The sequence below is a fragment of the Dyella psychrodurans genome, from assembly GCF_003363265.1.
GTDB classification, from domain to species: Bacteria; Pseudomonadota; Gammaproteobacteria; order Xanthomonadales; family Rhodanobacteraceae; genus Dyella_B; species Dyella_B psychrodurans.
Genome location: NZ_QRBF01000008.1, coordinates 82,333 through 97,462, shown reverse-complemented (window position 1 = coordinate 97,462; position 15,130 = coordinate 82,333). Strand labels below are relative to the sequence as shown.

Sequence of the window (15,130 nt, the reverse complement as noted above, 5' to 3'; positions counted from 1 at the left end):
ATTCGGTACCGAGTCTATGGCTCACCAACGAATGGAACTATTAGGCCATGCGGATCGTGCCCATCCTTGGCTCGATCTTTCGCGTGAGGGCGAAGTCCCTCCAAATGGGAATCGCTCAGGGCGAGGACAATTTCTTGTTGCTTCGCCTCATTGCCGCGTCTCTAGTGATTTATGGCCACGCACCAGCCATTTCCGGAATGGAAGGCCCGCCGGACCTTTTCGCGGATTTGGGATGGTGGGGTTACTCAGGATCCATCGCTGTAGATCTATTTTTCATAACTAGCGGATTTCTTATTGCTGGCAGCTATATACGGAACTCTAAAGTTCTCGACTTCATTTGGGCACGTTTTCTTCGCATCATTCCAGCCTATGTTGCTTGCTTAGTTTTGATGGCCTTCGTTTTGGGGCCAATATTTACCAACTTGCCGCTGAATGCTTACATTTCCTCGCAAGCAACACGTAACTATGTCGTAACAAATTTGAAGTTTGTCACTGGTCTTTCGTACTGGCTGCCCGGAGTATTCAATTCACATCCTAGAGAAACTGCGGTAAATGGATCGATTTGGACCTTGCCGGCCGAAGTGCGCATGTATCTTTGGGTGGCTTGCCTGGGTGTCATCAGTGTTCTGGCGCGTCGCTGGCTCAGTAACGTCGTAATCATCGGCATCTTTATCTACGCCATGCACAATCCTGATTCGGTCCCGCTTGTACCAATGAGCCAATATCTTCGTTTGGCGGCCCTTTTTGCATGCGGCGCGCTCTGTTACGTGAATCGCGACTGGATTCCGGTAGATGGTCGCTTGTTCCTTGTGGTCTGCGCCTTGACCTTCTTATTTCGTAATACCACGGCATATCCATGGCTATTTGGTTTCTGCGAAATCCAATTCGTATTCTGGTTCGCTTACAACACCGCTTGGCGTGGCTTTAATCGCTTCGGCGACTATTCCTACGGGATTTATCTTTGGGGATTTCCGATGCAACAGGTGGTGGAAGATCTTTTTCCCAACTTACCAGTACTCCTCAATGCCTTGCTCGGCCTCGCGCTCACCATTCCCATTGCTATTGCATCCTGGCACTTCATCGAAAAGCCAGCTCTCCGCCTAAAAGAATTATCTAGAAAGCTACGAGGACTAGTCTCACGGAGGAACAGCTTGAGAACACAGGCGATGTAAGTGAGCGTCGATAGAGACGCCGCGGTAACGGGGCAAAAGCGAGTTTTGATGTTCATCATTATTGAGGATGTGTAGTTCGCTCTTTGACAACGAATTAAGCATGACTCTTCATCGAGAGCTAAGAGGCGGCCGTGTAGCGGAGTGCCTTGCACGTACCAAAACAAGCAATGTAATGAACTTCAAGAGCTTTGGCTCGCCAGTTCACGCCGGCTTGCTGGACCCACACGTCTAACGGTTGATCGAAGGCAACCCATCGACCATGGCATGGGCCAATTAACGTTATCCTGTCGTAGATCAGAATCGATGTTTGCTCACCCCCACATTCAATTCTTTTTTGGGGGAAGCGTTAGTACCTTTAGTTCCTTCAGTTCCTCAAGCCTTGAGAGGAATAGCTTCAGAATCGGTGATTTGTTTGCGTCGCTGTAACCTACGGCCAGATCGATCATTGGAGCTTCACCTTCCAGCGGACGGCTGACCACAGACCAAGGCAACAGATTCTCCGCATAGGCTGGCATAAGTGCCAGCCCGCGAGTGGACGCAACTAGGGATATAGCCATCGCGAGGTTGTCCACTCCATGATCTAGTTTGATGTCGAGCCCGCAGCGCTTCAGATAGTCTTCGGTCACTGCGCGTAGCACGGTGGCTTTATTCGAGCCGCCGATGAAGATTTCGCCGATGAACTCTTGGGGGCGAATGGTTTCATGATTGGTAAGGGGATGGTCGCTTGGCATCAGTACGATCAGTGGCTCATGATCTATTACTTCGTAACATAGGTCGAAAGTCGGCTCAACACGCAGGAACGCAACATCGAGCCGACCGTGGATGAGTGCGTCGGCAAGGTCCGGCGAGTAGTCGCTTTGGATCGTGACCTGGATATTCAGCAACTCATCACGCAGCACATGCATGGCGCGCGGCAACCAGTTCATTTCGTGGCCTGTTTGGAAGCCAATGGAGAACGTTTTTTTTGTTGGCTGTGCAGCCCTACGTGCTGCTAGCACAGCGGCGTCGACTTGTGCGAGTGCCAGTCGAGCGTGGTCAAGAAAAACCTTGCCAGCTGCGGTCAATTCGACCCCATGAACGCTGCGAAACAGTAGATCCGCTTCGACTTCTAACTCCAAGTCGCGAATCTGCCGACTGAGTGACGGCTGTGAGGTATGGAGGCGGTTCTCCGCGGCCGTTGTCAGGCTGCCTTCTTCCACCACGGCGACGAAATATCGAAGGTGTCTCAACTCCATCTTAATTCCATGCCTGAAAGGTATGCCCCCCAGCTTACAAAGTCTTTTTCGAGTGTTCTACAGGGGCCTATAGTCGCCACAGAAATGGGGCTGTCGACAGATATGACAAGCCACTGTTATTAGGGAAATTATGGGCATCGATCTGTCTTCAAGAGTAACGCAATAGCAAGTCCGCCCCCTGATTGCCGAGGCCTTTACGGACATTAGGTTGAGACGCCGCCGTCTCCAAGGAAGGGCGCAAAGGCAGGCGTTGCAGATTGCCATGATGAGGTCGGCGAGGCCTCGCTCTAAAAGCTATCAGCGAGATAACAGTGATTTGGATCATCCATTAAATCAGTGGTGCAGTGAATCTTTCACAGAGAACTATAGGAAATTACATGACTAAGTTAACCAAAAAAATAGCACTTGTTACCGGTGGTTCACGGGGTATTGGGGCAGCCATTGCGAAACGTCTGGCCGCAGATGGCGCGAGCGTGGCGATTACATATGCGAAGGACTCCACTGCGGCCTTGGCTGTGGTGCAAGCGATTGAATCCATGGGTGGAAAGGCTATCGCGATCCAGGCTGACGCCGCGGATGTCGAGGCAGTCAAAAACGCGGTTGAAAACGTCGTCGCTACCTTCGGCCGGCTGGATGTGCTGGTGAACAATGCTGGCACCGCTATGCCGAAACCGTTTGAAGAGGCAACGCAGGAAGAGATGGACCGTGTGGTCGACATCAACATTCGTGGAGTGTTTGCCACGACCCAAGCTGCGTTGAAGCATATGGGGAATGGTGGTCGCATCATCATGGTCGGTTCGGCGGTGGGCGAGCGTGTCGTTACGCCGGGACTGGTGCCCTACGCGGCCACGAAGGGAGCCGTGAAGATGTTCACCCAAGCACTGTCCAGAGAGGTAGGGACTCGTGGCATCACGGTCAACAACGTCCAGCCGGGGCCGATCGATACGGACCTGAATCCTGCTTCTGGTGATTGGGCGGTACCGCAAAAGGCGATTACCGCGCTCGACCGCTATGGGCACGTTGATGAGATTGCCGCAATGGTGTCGTTCATTGCCAGTCCAGAGGCCTCGTACGTTACCGGAGCAAACCTTACCGTCGATGGCGGCATGAATGCCTGAACCAACGTTCGCACTTGACCTACCGATCTGAGGAATGAGGCATCCATGCAGGGGTGCGATGGAGAGTCGATGAACTGATTGATTCGGCTCTCCATCTGTGACCCAACGGAGTCATATCTAACCGCGAGACGCTGTCCTCGCATCGCTTTCGCTTTGCTCAAGAGTTGGCTTCTGCTTATTGGGCGATTCAAAAAATCCGCGCTGTACTCACCATTGTGAGTGGATGTGACAAGTCAGACATGACGTGTGTAGATCTGAGATGTTCAGATCTCATGCATCGGAGAACGCCAGTGAGTCAACTGAAGACGCTCGAATCAATCGCGGTACTCGGTGAGCAACACGCCGGTGAGCGAAGGGTAGGCTTGGTGCCTTCCGACGTGCGCCGACTCGGCGGATCGCTAAGAGTTCTCGTGGAACGCGGGGCGGGATTGGCGGCGGGGTTTACCGACGAACACTACGCCGACGCTGGCGCCGAACTAGTCGAACGAGAGGCTGCGATCGCTGGGGCCAGTGTTGTGATCACGGTCAGGGCGCCGCTGACCGTGGGCGCTCTGCGGCCCACCTCAGTGCTCATCTCATTGGGAGCTTACGATGATCATCTGGCAACGCAGCTAGTGCGGCACAGTGTGGTCCATTTGGGCCTTGAGCGTGTGCCCCGAATCTCCCGCGCGCAGACCATGGATGTGCTTTCCTCTCAAGCTGCGATAGCAGGTTACGCGGCGGTTCTAGAGGGGGCTAGCCATCTAGACGTTATCTTGCCCATGATGTCGACAGCAGCCGGAGGACTGAAACCCGCAAAGATGATTGCGCTCGGTGCTGGCGTAGCCGGCCTTCAGGCCATCGCTACTGCTCGACGGCTTGGAGCGATGACGCACGGCTTCGACGTCCGTGCGATTGCGCGGGAACAAGTCGAAAGTTTAGGTGCCAAGTTTGTCTTTCCCGATATCGACAAGTCCAACGACTCGGCAGGGGGATACGCAACGCGGCAATCGGACGTCGAACAGGCCATCCTTCGTCGGGCACTCGCTCCGACACTCATAGACATGCAGCTGGTGATAACTAGCGCTCAAGTACCTTCGCAGCGTGCGCCAATTCTGATCGATGATGAGGCAATGCAAGCGATGTTGCCAGGATCTGTCATCGTCGATCTCGCGGCCGAGGCGGGAGGCAATACGACACGAACGTTGCCCGACGAAATCGTCAAGTTTGCAAGTGTGACGATCGTTGGCGCTGTGCACATGGCGAACAGGATTGCAGGAGATGCTAGCCGCCTATTTAGCGGTAATGTGCGCGCACTTCTACAACACCTCCTGGACAGTGAGGGACGATTGTCGTTGCGCCCGGATGACGAGATCACATCGGCCCTACTCGGTGGGCGAGTAGTTGCGTCTAAACCTATCGTTGCTGAAGAGGTACCGCGATGAATACGGTTACCATTATGCAGCTTTTTGTCTTCTTACTCGCCGGCTTTGTTGGCTTTCAGACTATTAGTCGCATTCCGCCATTGCTGCACACCCCACTGATGGCAGCGACGAACGCGATTTCGGGTATTTCTCTGGTCGCATCGCTTGTCCTCGCTGGGGCCAATTATGGCCTTCTCGCCACGCTGCTTGGTACGGTTGCAGTGGCCTGCGCGATGGCGAACGTCGTGGGTGGCTTTCTTATCACCGATCGTATGCTTGCGATGTTCAAGCGTGCGCCTTCGCCGAAAACTGGGGCTAGTGAGCGGAGCGCCGCAAAGTCATGAGTGCCACCATCATTCAATTGGCTTATCTGCTGGCGGCATTCTTGTTCATTGCTGCGTTGCGAGCACTGGGACGCCCGGAAAGTGCTAGGCGCGGCATACAACTTGCTGCACTCGGCATGGCGGCCGCAATCGCTGCAACCTTGTTCCACGCACGCATCGTTTCGTACGAATGGATCGTGGTGGGCGCCGTCGTCGGTGCTGTTGTTGGTTATCCCCTTGGCATGTGGGTACCAATGACTGCGATGCCTCAACGTATTGCGTTGAGTCATGCATTCGGCGCTCTGGCGGCAACGTTGGTTGGCGTCGGTGAATATCTCCATAGCCTTCACCTCGGAGAACTGGCTCGCGGCCAAGTGATCGCACTGGGATTTGAAGTCCTGCTGGGTGGCTTGACCGTAACCGGGAGCGTGATGGCATTCGGAAAATTGCAAGAAATTCTTCCCGGAAGGCCCATCACATTTCGATTTCAGAACGCATTCAACTTGAGCGTACTCACTATTGGGGTGGCGGCGTTCGCTTGGCTCATCGTCCATCCAACAAGCCTTTCCGCCGCAGGATTGATGCTCGTCATCAGTCTATGCGTCGGGGTATTGCTTGTGCTCCCCATTGGCGGTGCGGATATGCCCGTCGTAGTGAGCTTACTCAATTCCTATGCGGGCCTTGCTGCCGTGGCTACTGGCTTTGCTATCGACAACAACATCCTCATTATCGCCGGTGCACTCGACGGTCTATCTGGATTGATTCTATCGATCGCCATGAGCAAGGCGATGAACCGCTCTTTTTCGAATGTTCTGTTTGGTGCGTTCGGCGCGGCGCCTACTGCTGCAACGTCGGGATCGAGCGCTAAGGGCGAAATGTCGACGATCTCAGCTGAAGATGCGGCCCTTCGAATGGCTTACGCGGACAACGTCGTCCTCGTACCTGGCTACGGTCTTGCCGTGGCGCAGGCGCAGCATCAAGCGCGTGAATTGGCCAATTTGATCGAGAAGCGTGGCGGAGATGTCCGCTTTGCTATTCACCCGGTCGCAGGCCGTATGCCAGGGCATATGAACGTACTTCTCGCTGAAGCAGGTGTCCCTTACGACAAGCTTGTTGATATGGACGATATCAATGAGCGATTTAGGGAGACCGACGTCGTGTTGGTGGTTGGTGCGAACGATGTCGTTAATCCAGCTGCGCGGACTAACCCAGCGTCACCAATTTTTGGCATGCCCATTCTCAATGTGCTGGATGCCAAGAGTGTGATCGTTATGAAGCGGGGTCGTGGCACTGGGTTCTCCGGCATCGAGAACGACCTGTTTGTCGACTCAAAAACATCGATGCTGTTTGGTGACGCAAAGCAGTCGTTGCTTGAGCTCGGTATTGAGGTCAAGAATGCATGACTTAAGCGGTATGCCGTGGGGATGCGTTTGAAGCTTATTCAGGTGGCCCTTTGCTTTCGGGTCGTACCTCCTTCCTGTTCGATTATGTTGACGCGGTGATTCGTCGATGAGATGGGAAATCACAACGCGCTCCGGGACTGTCGAGACCCGATTTGGTCGGCTTGCTGTGAGGTTCGACGGCGATGCAGACTTGGCGCCGCTGCTGCTCTGCCAGCGTTTCCGAGGAACGATGGACGACTGGGATCCAGAATTGATCTTTCGCCTCGTTGGTGCCCGTCGCGTCATTCGTTTTGACAGCATTGGAATCGGAGAGTCTGAGGGTGAGACCCCAAGTACTGTATCGGGTATGGCTGAGATTGTTCCTGCTCTACTGGATGCATTGAAAATAGACAAAGTCGACCTACTCGGGTGGTCGCTCGGTGGTTATGTAGCTCAAACGGTTACATTGAACTGGCCTGAACGAGTTCGTCGACTTGTCATCGCGGGTTCCGGTCCTGGTGGCCCCGATGGTCCACCTCCACACCCGCGTGTTGCAGAGATTACCGCCAAGACGGCTATACCTCGCGAAGATGCTCGCTTCCTACTCTTCACGGAGAGTCAGGCTGGCTTATCAGCTGCTGAGCGGCATTTTAGCCGCATCCGATTTGGCGAACGCGAAATGGTAACGAATGAGGCGGCTCGTCGCCAAAGAGAGGCAACCGTCGCTTGGTGGAGCGGCGATGGTGCATCGAGAGCACGTCTCGCGGAGCTTTCGCTGCCTGTACTCGTCGCCAACGGTATCTCCGACGTCATGATTCCCGCCGAGCACAGCTTTGCTATTGTTCAAGTGGCACGGGACGCAAAGTTAATTCTGTATCCCGACGCCGGTCATGCGTTTTTATTCCAGTATGCATGCGATTTCGCCGCCGAAGTGCTGAAGTTTCTTTGCTCGTAACGCTACGTATGAGCGGCATTGCCGCATGGCCTGGTTTGCTGCAGGATATGATCGTTGCTCTCCGTATAAGCTTGATGAATACATGACGGATGTCTCTCTATGAGAGACATCCGTCAACAACTTCTATTGCTCAAGTTATCTGTTCACGATGATACTTTTGCGTCATTCAATCGAGTAATCATCTAGCGATGATCAGCCCTTGGACTTGCATCTATCAAGTGCAGGTCTTGTATGGCGATTCTGCGTTGACCTCGTATTGAAATTTTTCGCGAGCACTGCCCATGCGTAGTGACTTCAGCACGTTTGGATGCTAGGAAAGGCTGCTTTTACTTTGACCTACCTGTTAATCCGCGCATCCTTACGCATATTTATTTGACGTCTCCATTGATCAATGGCGGTAGCGATACGGATTGGCATTTCATGATCATAGTGTCCCTTCATCTTCCAAAGACGGCTGGAACCAGTTTTGGAAATGCTCTGCGAACACATTTTATCGGCCGTTACAAGGACGACTACCATGACACTGGTCTAAGTAAGCCGACTTGGCAGAGGCGCCGGGCGGCTTTACGTTTAGGGCACGTCATAGCGAGATTTGGCCTCGGTGATATTGAATGCGTACATGGTCATTTTCTACCGGTGAAATATCTGGCTCTCAAAAAAAGACGCGGTTCGATCTTCGTCACATGGCTAAGGGATCCAATTGAGCGCCTGCTATCGCATTACAACTATTGGCAACGAACTTATGATAAAAGCACGTCGGCTTTCTATCATCGAAAAATCGTTGAAGAGAACTGGACTCTCGAAGAATTCTGTCTGAGTGAAGTGTTCCAGAACATCTATGCGCAGTACTTGTGGGGGTTTACCTTAGAAGATTTTGACTTCATAGGCATAAGCGAATTTCTAGAAGATGATGTTCGTGATTTTAGTAGTAGCTATCTATCTTCTGGTCTTCAGCTGGATCCTCGGAATGCGTCGCTGAGCAGAAATTTGAGTGCTCAGTTGGACAGGGGCTTCTTACGTGAGGTACAAAACTTTCACGCTATCGATATTGCCCTCTATGAGAGGGCACTAAAGATGCGTTTAATGAGGCGCATTTCGACGCTTGGTTTGCAATGAGATAGAGGATACCCCTGTTTGGCTTGATCGGACGACAAGGCGCTGAGCTTATACATAGAAGCGACGCTAGATAACCACATGCTCAGCTTAATTGGCTCTATAGGTTCCTGACGTCAGGATTTTGGACATGGAAAATAAGCCATTCTCGTTACATGACTCCCTCAAGACGCGGTGGAGTGTCAAGAGAAGCACAAGTTGGAAGCGCTCTTTGACGATGAAAGACAATAAAAATGTGCAGATGGAGAATGCCGATCGGGATGATTTCTGCTAGTGAACATAAGATTCTGATATAGACAAACAGAAGGTGCACAGATGGCTATTTTTGAAGAGGCGGGTACTGCGTATAACACTGACCTTATTGCCAACATTGGACCCGCAAAGATAGTCGTCGGGACCAGATTTTATGATTACACGATCAGATTTTGCGGATCGGAGCCGGTATCACCCCGCTTCACGTCAGAAAAGGACGCCTTCCACTCGCGCAAAAAACTGGTTGACCTAATGAAAGCCAAAGAAGAGAACACGCCCTAATGCGTTTTTTTAAGTTGCACCGTGCGGCGGCCATTGGTATGAAGCGCAAAAAATAGGTAGGTCACGAACCGGATGTGGCCCATTCGGTCAGCAACGTTATGAGGCCGTGGCGGTGAAAACATATTTTTCGATGATGAATTGCCTTGAGAAATGTTAGCGATTGACTATCCACAGGGGACCTGCCATGCGGAATTTTACGACCCTAGCTAAGCGCGCACTACTCGGCACGTCCATCAGTATGTCGTTAGGCCTCCCGGCTTTCGCGGCCAGCACAACTACCGACACCGAAGTGACTGGCGCCGGCTCCACCTTTGTCAATCCCATCCTCATGCGATGGTCTGCCGCTTACAATGAGAAATACGGCGTTAAAGTGTATTATCAATCGATCGGCTCCACGGGCGGTTTGGCTCAGATAAAAAAGAAGTTCGTCGATTTCGGCGCCAGCGACATTCCCATGAACGCTCGAGAATTAGCGGCTTTTGGCTTAGGGCAATTTCCATTCGTCATCGGTGGCGTTGTGCCCGTGATCAATGTGCCCCACGCGCAGCCGGGCCAGCTCAAGTTCACTGGCGCGCTATTGGCCGATATTTTCTTGGGCAAGGTCACGATGTGGAATGATCCCGAGATTGCCGCCGTAAATACCGGCGTGAATCTTCCAGCCTTGCACATCGTCGTCGTACACCGATCTGATGGTTCGGGCACAACCTTCAATTGGACAAATTACCTGACGAAGGTCAGCCTGGCATGGAAGGTGAGAATTGGTGAGGGCGCATCGGTGGCATGGCCAGTTGGTCTTGGCGCCAAAGGTAGCGAAGGCGTAACGGCCTATGTAAAGCAGGTGCCCGGTGCGATTGGCTATGTCGAATACGCATACGCCGTACAAGGCAAGTTAGGTTACGGCCTAGTCCAGAACAGGGAAGGGCGTTTCATTGCACCCAACGCCGCAAGTTTCCAAGCCGCAGCAGAAACAGCCGGCTGGTCCACAGCCAAAGACTTCAATTTGGTAATTACCGATGCGCCTGGCGCAAACGCGTACCCCATTACTGCTACGACATTCATCATCATGCGTAAGAAGCCCAATGACGCCCCGCGCACCAAAACGGTATGCGATTTCTTCCAATGGTCTTTGAATTACGGTCAGCCACAAGCTATGGCGCTTGACTATGCACCGTTGTCACCCGCGCTGGTTCAGCAAGTCAAAGCTTACTGGGCGCGGAATTTCTAACTATCGACCTCTGGCCTCAAATGGTACATATCCACATTTGGTCGATTACCTGAACTAACAAGCAAGATGTGCGTACACGCTAGGTAGCTGCATCAGTACATCGTTGGGGGAAGTAATGACGGACATGAGAGGAGCAAAGATCATGATGCGCATACTAGACTTCTTGCGCAATATTCATGAGCCTGTTCCAGTGATGGAGTTCACAAAGCTTGAGTTCACCGGGCATCGTGAAGTTGACAAGCACCTAATGAAGGTTTCTTTGCTCATGCTTCAACAGTTACGGCATGACGGCATGATTAAGTGTGACGACTTGGACAAAACTGGAGCGCGCATTCATGGCCTGACTTCCAATGGAGTTGGGATGCATGAACGATTCCGCGATATTTTGAACTTGCGAAATCTTGAGTAAAACGCGACAACGAAAATTGGTGGCTTGCAGAAAAGTGACAAAGAAATGATGCGTGGCCGTGACACATCATGGGTATCATAGGGCAGACCACCATTCGGATTTTCGTGCCTCTGAGTGATCGCCAAATAATTGAATAGGACCAGCAAAGTGGGAGCGCTAAATCTGCCGATGCAGTTTGAGCTGAAGGCTGCGAAGATGCTGGCGAGCATCTCTGCAGGGCGTGCCTTACACCGGTCGGGAAATATCAAGGCCAGTGGAAGTCCGCTTGAGGAGAGTCTGAGAGCTCTTTTGGAGGAGAGCTTGCCATCTACGAGTAAAGTGGCCAGCGGTTACTTTTATGGAGCTGATTCGCAATGTAGCCCCGAAGTTGACGTGCTTATATATGAAGACAAAGAAGCATTTCGACTAGATCCGGCCGCACAAGATCAACATTATGTGCCTTACACGTGCGTATCCATCATCGGCCAAGTGAAGAATTCGGCCGATGATCTACCTGGGGCGATTAAGCAAATCCAGAAATGTAAGGTAGCTTGGTTGGAGATGCGAGCAAAGCTACATAGCGCGGGCGTGTCCAGTGGTCAGCCACATCAAGAGGATCCGCTGTCATTCATTGTATGTGGTGAATGTGCGGACACCCAGTTTGAGCGCTTAAGTTCTACGTTGGCGGCTGCAGGATCTCCTTTCGCAGACTATATCCTCCTGCTTGACCGTGGTCTCATAATTGCTGGTGACCTTGATTATTTTGAATTCGATAATCCGACTATCGATTTCTTACAGTATCGTAATGTAAACCGTTATCAGCTATGCAGGCCAGATGGCCCAGACGATGCTAAAGCAGGCCTTGGACTGCTATGGCTTTACTTTGCTTTAGTAGCCAAGCTGAACTTAGATGGTGGAAACAATTTGCGATATCAAACATTCTGCAGGCAGATAGCAACACTTTATCCACTGCGGCCAATCGCTGAGCTTCTTTCGAAATAGAGATGCTATTTTTGGAAACTCTAAGCAAGAGACCAAAGCGAGGGAAACTCAACTACTGAACCATGCGGCAAGTTTTGTCGTCATTCAACCAATGGTGGTCGATTGCGAAACACGTTGATGTTCGCCATCTCAGCGATGGCGCGCTTTTGAAGTGTAAGGTAACTCGCTGTCCGTTCGGTTGCGCAAAAATATCTCGTTTCCTTTGTCATGCATTGACGCCGCTAGCTCGCTTTCGGCCATGATCTTAACCATCACGTCAACTGCTGCCATACAGGCTATCCATGAGCTCAAGTCGAGCAAGCCGGCGACGTAGCGGTGCTTGTAGATCGCACCAGAGAAATTGCCGGAAAGCCTCATCGCTAAGTGCTTTATACCGCCATGTGTAAGTCCATCTAAAAGTCCTGTCAGTTCCTTTAGCTTATAGTCGGTAATTCTCGATGCTTTATGCCCGATGACTTCATTCATCAAGACTCGCTTGTGCTTGATGCTGGTCTTGCCTTTATTGAAGCTCTCTATTTGCTGATCGCTTGCAATATATAAAAGCCAGAAGCCCGTTACATAGCTCTCTAGAATGGATCTTGCGAGACAGAATATGGCGCTAAAAGCGCCTTTTTTAGCGAGCATAACCATCGTCGCATGTAGATCGATCGCCAGCCCGAGAGCTGCGGCCGCTAGCTTATTGCGCAAACCTGGTTGACCCTCTCGTCCATGTAGTTGGTTTGCCGCCCATACAGCCAATTCATCGGCGCGCTCACAGGCGCTTAAAAACACATCTACATCTTCTTGCACGCTACCCCCCGTATTTTGCCCAGCGATGTAGACGGGTGACGCGTCCACAAAGTTGACCGGACTGCTTTTGCTGAGCATTTCACAGATGATAGAGGACTATTGGAATATATAGATTGGCGCTGTTGGCCTAACAGTTGAAGTTAACGACGAATATCTCTCATCGACAGATATATGTCATTCGAGCCCCGTCCTTGAATAGGAAATGGGATGTCAGCGAAAAAATTCCAGCGTAATGTTTGTCTGATTCAAGATGTGGAGAGCAAGGCTTACCGCGTTATGACAGGTGGGTTCAACAAAGCACTTTACGGAGATTTCGATGGTGCCTGGGAAATTGCGGCTTGATTACACTGACAAAGACTATGAGGAACATTGGGTAGGCAATGTCACCAGCTGGATAGTGGAAGACCTCGAGGTAGTTCTCGAATTTTCTTGTCGTGACTCAGATCTAGAGGGGATTCTCGGGCAACGCTCAACTAAAAAGTATGGTGCACTGTACATAGGAAGAGGCCCCTTTAAAGTCCGGGGAAGCAAGGTTAACGCTAGCCTCTCTTTGACTCAAAGCAGTGGTGATAGCTCGCTGAGCTACAGTGGCACCTGGCAAAATGATGGGGGCGCCACCTGTTACGATTTGAACATCGAGTTAGACGGCAGCTAACGTGTAAGGAAAGGGCAATACTCGCCGCATCTTGTGGCAGCTAGTCATAAAGTAATCGACTACAAACGATAGATGTCATTAGCAGTTCGCGAGAAGGCGAGCATCAGGCCGGCTGATCCTCGCGGAATGAGCCGGCTCGAGTTTGCCTTCACTTTGGTAGAAGTGAAAGCAGCCATCCCTCGTGCATACAAGCTGTCGCTTCAGTTAGCGCGATGGAGAAATCGACGCTTCACTTATGGGTGAGATGAGTAGTGGCTCCATTGAGCATACTTGGAAAAGATCAGGGCCAACGAAGCAAGCATGCATCCCGATCTGCGTACCCAATGCGGCCGCCTCAACCTGATAGCTTAGCCAAGAATTGGTTTTCTCAAATGTCTGAACGTGGAGCCCGATCCCTTCATGCCAGAGCGATGAACCTTGGTTAAGATCGTAGAAGGCGTTTTCAATGCAACTCTCAAACATGCTTGCCGCGACTTGAGCGTTTTCACGATGCTCGTCACTGTAAAATATTGGATGATCCTTGACCCACAGCTGGATAAGGTAAGTCCCAGTAGGGAAGGTGCCATCCCTTGCTGGATCTTGGACAATTAGATGCCCTTGGAAAAACCCAAGACGGATATCGTAAGATTCACATGCTTGGTTGTGTATCGAGCTGACTAAGTGCTGGAGAAAATTTACTAGTCTATGTTCTGATGGTGATTGGAATTTAATGTCAACGCGAATTAAGTACGGACCATGTCGAGAGATCTCATTTTCGGGGTCATGTATTTGCGTACTAAGTAAAGACTTTAGATCGGTTTCGACGCATGTAATGCGTGCATTGGGAATAAGTTTTTTAATTTGATTGTTCATAATATATGTTTCCTATGTTGGGTATTTTTTAGTCAATAAGTTATCCATTCGCCTAAAATGAGTTGGCGAATTCGTTTAACGTCTGTATATCGAAGCTAGGCCGTGTAACCGTTATAAACGGCACACGGAGCTCACCCCGCAATGGCTATACCTAGCCACTAGGAGGGACAGGAAATAGCTCCAGCGGCTTCACGCGAGGTAATGAAACTAACTTCTGAGCTGGGTTCTGATCAGGCTCACTCTGTATCCCTTGAGAGCCGAGATACAGAAAGCGGTCTACCCAATCCCATTCGGGCTTCCAGGCTTCTTTGCTTAGGTATTCGCACAAGCCCTTTAGATCTGTTACCAGCTGAACTTTCTTTCGATCTTCCTCTTTAGCTTTCTGTTTGGCTTTTTTAATATCTCCATCTCCATTCTCAAGACGCACTCTTGTTTTTGTAACAAGTTGCATGTCCATTGGTTTACGCTTTTTTCTTTTGACACCTCGCAGCCACAATCTCTCTGCCGACGTCCAGTAGGCATCGGTCATGACTTTTAAGGCTTGCTTATCGTCTTTGGGAAGTGATGGATAGTCGTGCACCAAAAAGTGCAGATGCCAACCACCATTCTTGCGCGTGCTATTACGAATGACGTCCGCCGTTTCGAAGATCACGATGCCAGTCAAGGGTAGAAGTCCTTTGGACTGCCAGCGCTTATGGACGATCTTTTTGATGAGCCTTCGAGCGAATTTTTCGCCGTATTCGTGAGCCTTTCTTCTCGAGAGCTCAAGATTGAAGGATAAGGTTATAAAGAACCTATATGGACCAAATTGCTCTATGAGAGCCTTCGTATGGTAGCGCTTACGTAAGTTATATAATTTAACGTCACTTCTGTCTTTACCATTATTTGTTTTTGTTTCTTTATATAATGGGTATGTATTAAAACTTCTCATAATTAAAATTCCTTGTTATTTAATTCATCATTTTATTTTTCCATAGTTATAGA

General features: G+C 50.9%; 15 protein-coding genes. 11 read left to right on the top strand and 4 right to left on the bottom strand.

Annotated features, from left to right (window positions below):
• The first annotated feature begins 47 nt into the window (after positions 1-47).
• A complete protein-coding gene (locus DWU99_RS18225; RefSeq protein WP_115479515.1) occupies positions 48-1,172 on the top strand; it encodes an acyltransferase family protein in 1,125 nt (374 codons plus the stop codon).
• Positions 1,173-1,495: 323 nt separating this feature from the next.
• On the opposite strand, the gene DWU99_RS18220 is transcribed toward DWU99_RS18225, so the two are convergent.
• On the bottom strand, positions 1,496-2,407 hold the full coding sequence (locus DWU99_RS18220) for a LysR substrate-binding domain-containing protein (RefSeq protein WP_115479514.1): 912 nt from the start codon (positions 2,405-2,407) through the stop codon (positions 1,496-1,498).
• A gap of 377 nt (positions 2,408-2,784) precedes the next feature.
• Here DWU99_RS18220 and DWU99_RS18215 point away from each other — a divergent pair, with 377 nt between their 5' ends.
• From DWU99_RS18215 to DWU99_RS18170, 9 genes are all read left to right on the top strand, one after another.
• Positions 2,785-3,525 (top strand): SDR family NAD(P)-dependent oxidoreductase, encoded by a 741-nt coding sequence (locus DWU99_RS18215; protein WP_115479513.1) that lies wholly within the window; start codon positions 2,785-2,787, stop codon positions 3,523-3,525.
• A 290-nt stretch (positions 3,526-3,815) separates the two neighbouring features.
• Positions 3,816-4,949, top strand: a complete 1,134-nt coding sequence (locus DWU99_RS18210; RefSeq protein ID WP_199535859.1) for a Rossmann-fold NAD(P)-binding domain-containing protein — start codon at positions 3,816-3,818, stop codon at positions 4,947-4,949.
• Positions 4,946-5,272 (top strand): NAD(P) transhydrogenase subunit alpha part 2, encoded by a 327-nt coding sequence (locus DWU99_RS18205; RefSeq protein WP_115479511.1) that lies wholly within the window; start codon positions 4,946-4,948, stop codon positions 5,270-5,272. Before DWU99_RS18210 ends, DWU99_RS18205 begins: the two co-directional genes overlap by 4 nt.
• Positions 5,269-6,654 carry an NAD(P)(+) transhydrogenase (Re/Si-specific) subunit beta gene (locus DWU99_RS18200; protein WP_115479510.1) on the top strand — a complete coding sequence of 462 codons (1,386 nt, stop codon included), beginning with the start codon at positions 5,269-5,271 and terminating at the stop codon, positions 6,652-6,654. The genes DWU99_RS18205 and DWU99_RS18200 overlap by 4 nt, the downstream gene beginning before the upstream one ends.
• A 190-nt stretch (positions 6,655-6,844) precedes the next feature.
• Entirely contained in the window at positions 6,845-7,588 is a 744-nt protein-coding gene (locus DWU99_RS18195; protein WP_199535858.1) for an alpha/beta fold hydrolase, read from the top strand.
• Positions 7,589-8,008: 420 nt separating this feature from the next.
• A complete protein-coding gene (locus DWU99_RS18190; protein WP_115479508.1) occupies positions 8,009-8,704 on the top strand; it encodes a sulfotransferase family protein in 696 nt (231 codons plus the stop codon).
• Between the two features lie 715 nt (positions 8,705-9,419).
• Positions 9,420-10,460, top strand: coding sequence for a phosphate ABC transporter substrate-binding protein PstS (gene pstS, locus DWU99_RS18180; RefSeq protein WP_115479506.1), 1,041 nt, complete (start codon positions 9,420-9,422; stop codon positions 10,458-10,460).
• A gap of 142 nt (positions 10,461-10,602) precedes the next feature.
• Positions 10,603-10,869, top strand: coding sequence for a hypothetical protein (locus DWU99_RS18175; RefSeq protein WP_147292968.1), 267 nt, complete (start codon positions 10,603-10,605; stop codon positions 10,867-10,869).
• A gap of 168 nt (positions 10,870-11,037) precedes the next feature.
• A complete protein-coding gene (locus tag DWU99_RS18170) occupies positions 11,038-11,850 on the top strand; it encodes a DUF6602 domain-containing protein (RefSeq protein ID WP_115479504.1) in 813 nt (270 codons plus the stop codon).
• Between the two features lie 129 nt (positions 11,851-11,979).
• Here the strand turns inward: DWU99_RS18170 and DWU99_RS18165 are convergent, their stop codons facing one another.
• Entirely contained in the window at positions 11,980-12,639 is a 660-nt protein-coding gene (locus DWU99_RS18165) for a DUF6988 family protein (protein WP_147292967.1), read from the bottom strand.
• Between the two features lie 207 nt (positions 12,640-12,846).
• Between DWU99_RS18165 and DWU99_RS21365 the strand changes: the two genes are divergently transcribed.
• Positions 12,847-12,981, top strand: coding sequence for a hypothetical protein (locus DWU99_RS21365; RefSeq protein WP_267897545.1), 135 nt, complete (start codon positions 12,847-12,849; stop codon positions 12,979-12,981).
• Positions 12,982-13,498: 517 nt separating this feature from the next.
• Here DWU99_RS21365 and DWU99_RS20870 read toward each other — a convergent pair.
• Both DWU99_RS20870 and DWU99_RS18155 read right to left on the bottom strand, forming a co-directional pair.
• Entirely contained in the window at positions 13,499-14,146 is a 648-nt protein-coding gene (locus DWU99_RS20870) for a hypothetical protein (RefSeq protein WP_147292966.1), read from the bottom strand.
• Positions 14,147-14,297: 151 nt separating this feature from the next.
• Entirely contained in the window at positions 14,298-15,077 is a 780-nt protein-coding gene (locus DWU99_RS18155) for a hypothetical protein (protein WP_115479501.1), read from the bottom strand.
• Positions 15,078-15,130 lie beyond the last annotated feature (53 nt).

What these genes read in the sequence shown, in the direction of transcription:
- DWU99_RS18190 (WP_115479508.1), top strand. Translation starts at nt 8,009, where the DNA reads ATGATCATAGTGTCCCTTCATCTTCCAAAGACGGCTGGAACCAGTTTT.
- DWU99_RS18170 (WP_115479504.1), top strand. Translation starts at nt 11,038, where the DNA reads ATGCAGTTTGAGCTGAAGGCTGCGAAGATGCTGGCGAGCATCTCTGCA.
- DWU99_RS18155 (WP_115479501.1), bottom strand. Translation starts at nt 15,077, where the DNA reads ATGAGAAGTTTTAATACATACCCATTATATAAAGAAACAAAAACAAAT.
- DWU99_RS18200 (WP_115479510.1), top strand. Translation starts at nt 5,269, where the DNA reads ATGAGTGCCACCATCATTCAATTGGCTTATCTGCTGGCGGCATTCTTG.
- DWU99_RS18220 (WP_115479514.1), bottom strand. Translation starts at nt 2,407, where the DNA reads ATGGAGTTGAGACACCTTCGATATTTCGTCGCCGTGGTGGAAGAAGGC.
- DWU99_RS21365 (WP_267897545.1), top strand. Translation starts at nt 12,847, where the DNA reads ATGTCAGCGAAAAAATTCCAGCGTAATGTTTGTCTGATTCAAGATGTG.
- pstS (WP_115479506.1), top strand. Translation starts at nt 9,420, where the DNA reads ATGCGGAATTTTACGACCCTAGCTAAGCGCGCACTACTCGGCACGTCC.
- DWU99_RS18175 (WP_147292968.1), top strand. Translation starts at nt 10,603, where the DNA reads ATGATGCGCATACTAGACTTCTTGCGCAATATTCATGAGCCTGTTCCA.
- DWU99_RS18215 (WP_115479513.1), top strand. Translation starts at nt 2,785, where the DNA reads ATGACTAAGTTAACCAAAAAAATAGCACTTGTTACCGGTGGTTCACGG.
- DWU99_RS20870 (WP_147292966.1), bottom strand. Translation starts at nt 14,146, where the DNA reads ATGAACAATCAAATTAAAAAACTTATTCCCAATGCACGCATTACATGC.
- DWU99_RS18205 (WP_115479511.1), top strand. Translation starts at nt 4,946, where the DNA reads ATGAATACGGTTACCATTATGCAGCTTTTTGTCTTCTTACTCGCCGGC.
- DWU99_RS18225 (WP_115479515.1), top strand. Translation starts at nt 48, where the DNA reads ATGCGGATCGTGCCCATCCTTGGCTCGATCTTTCGCGTGAGGGCGAAG.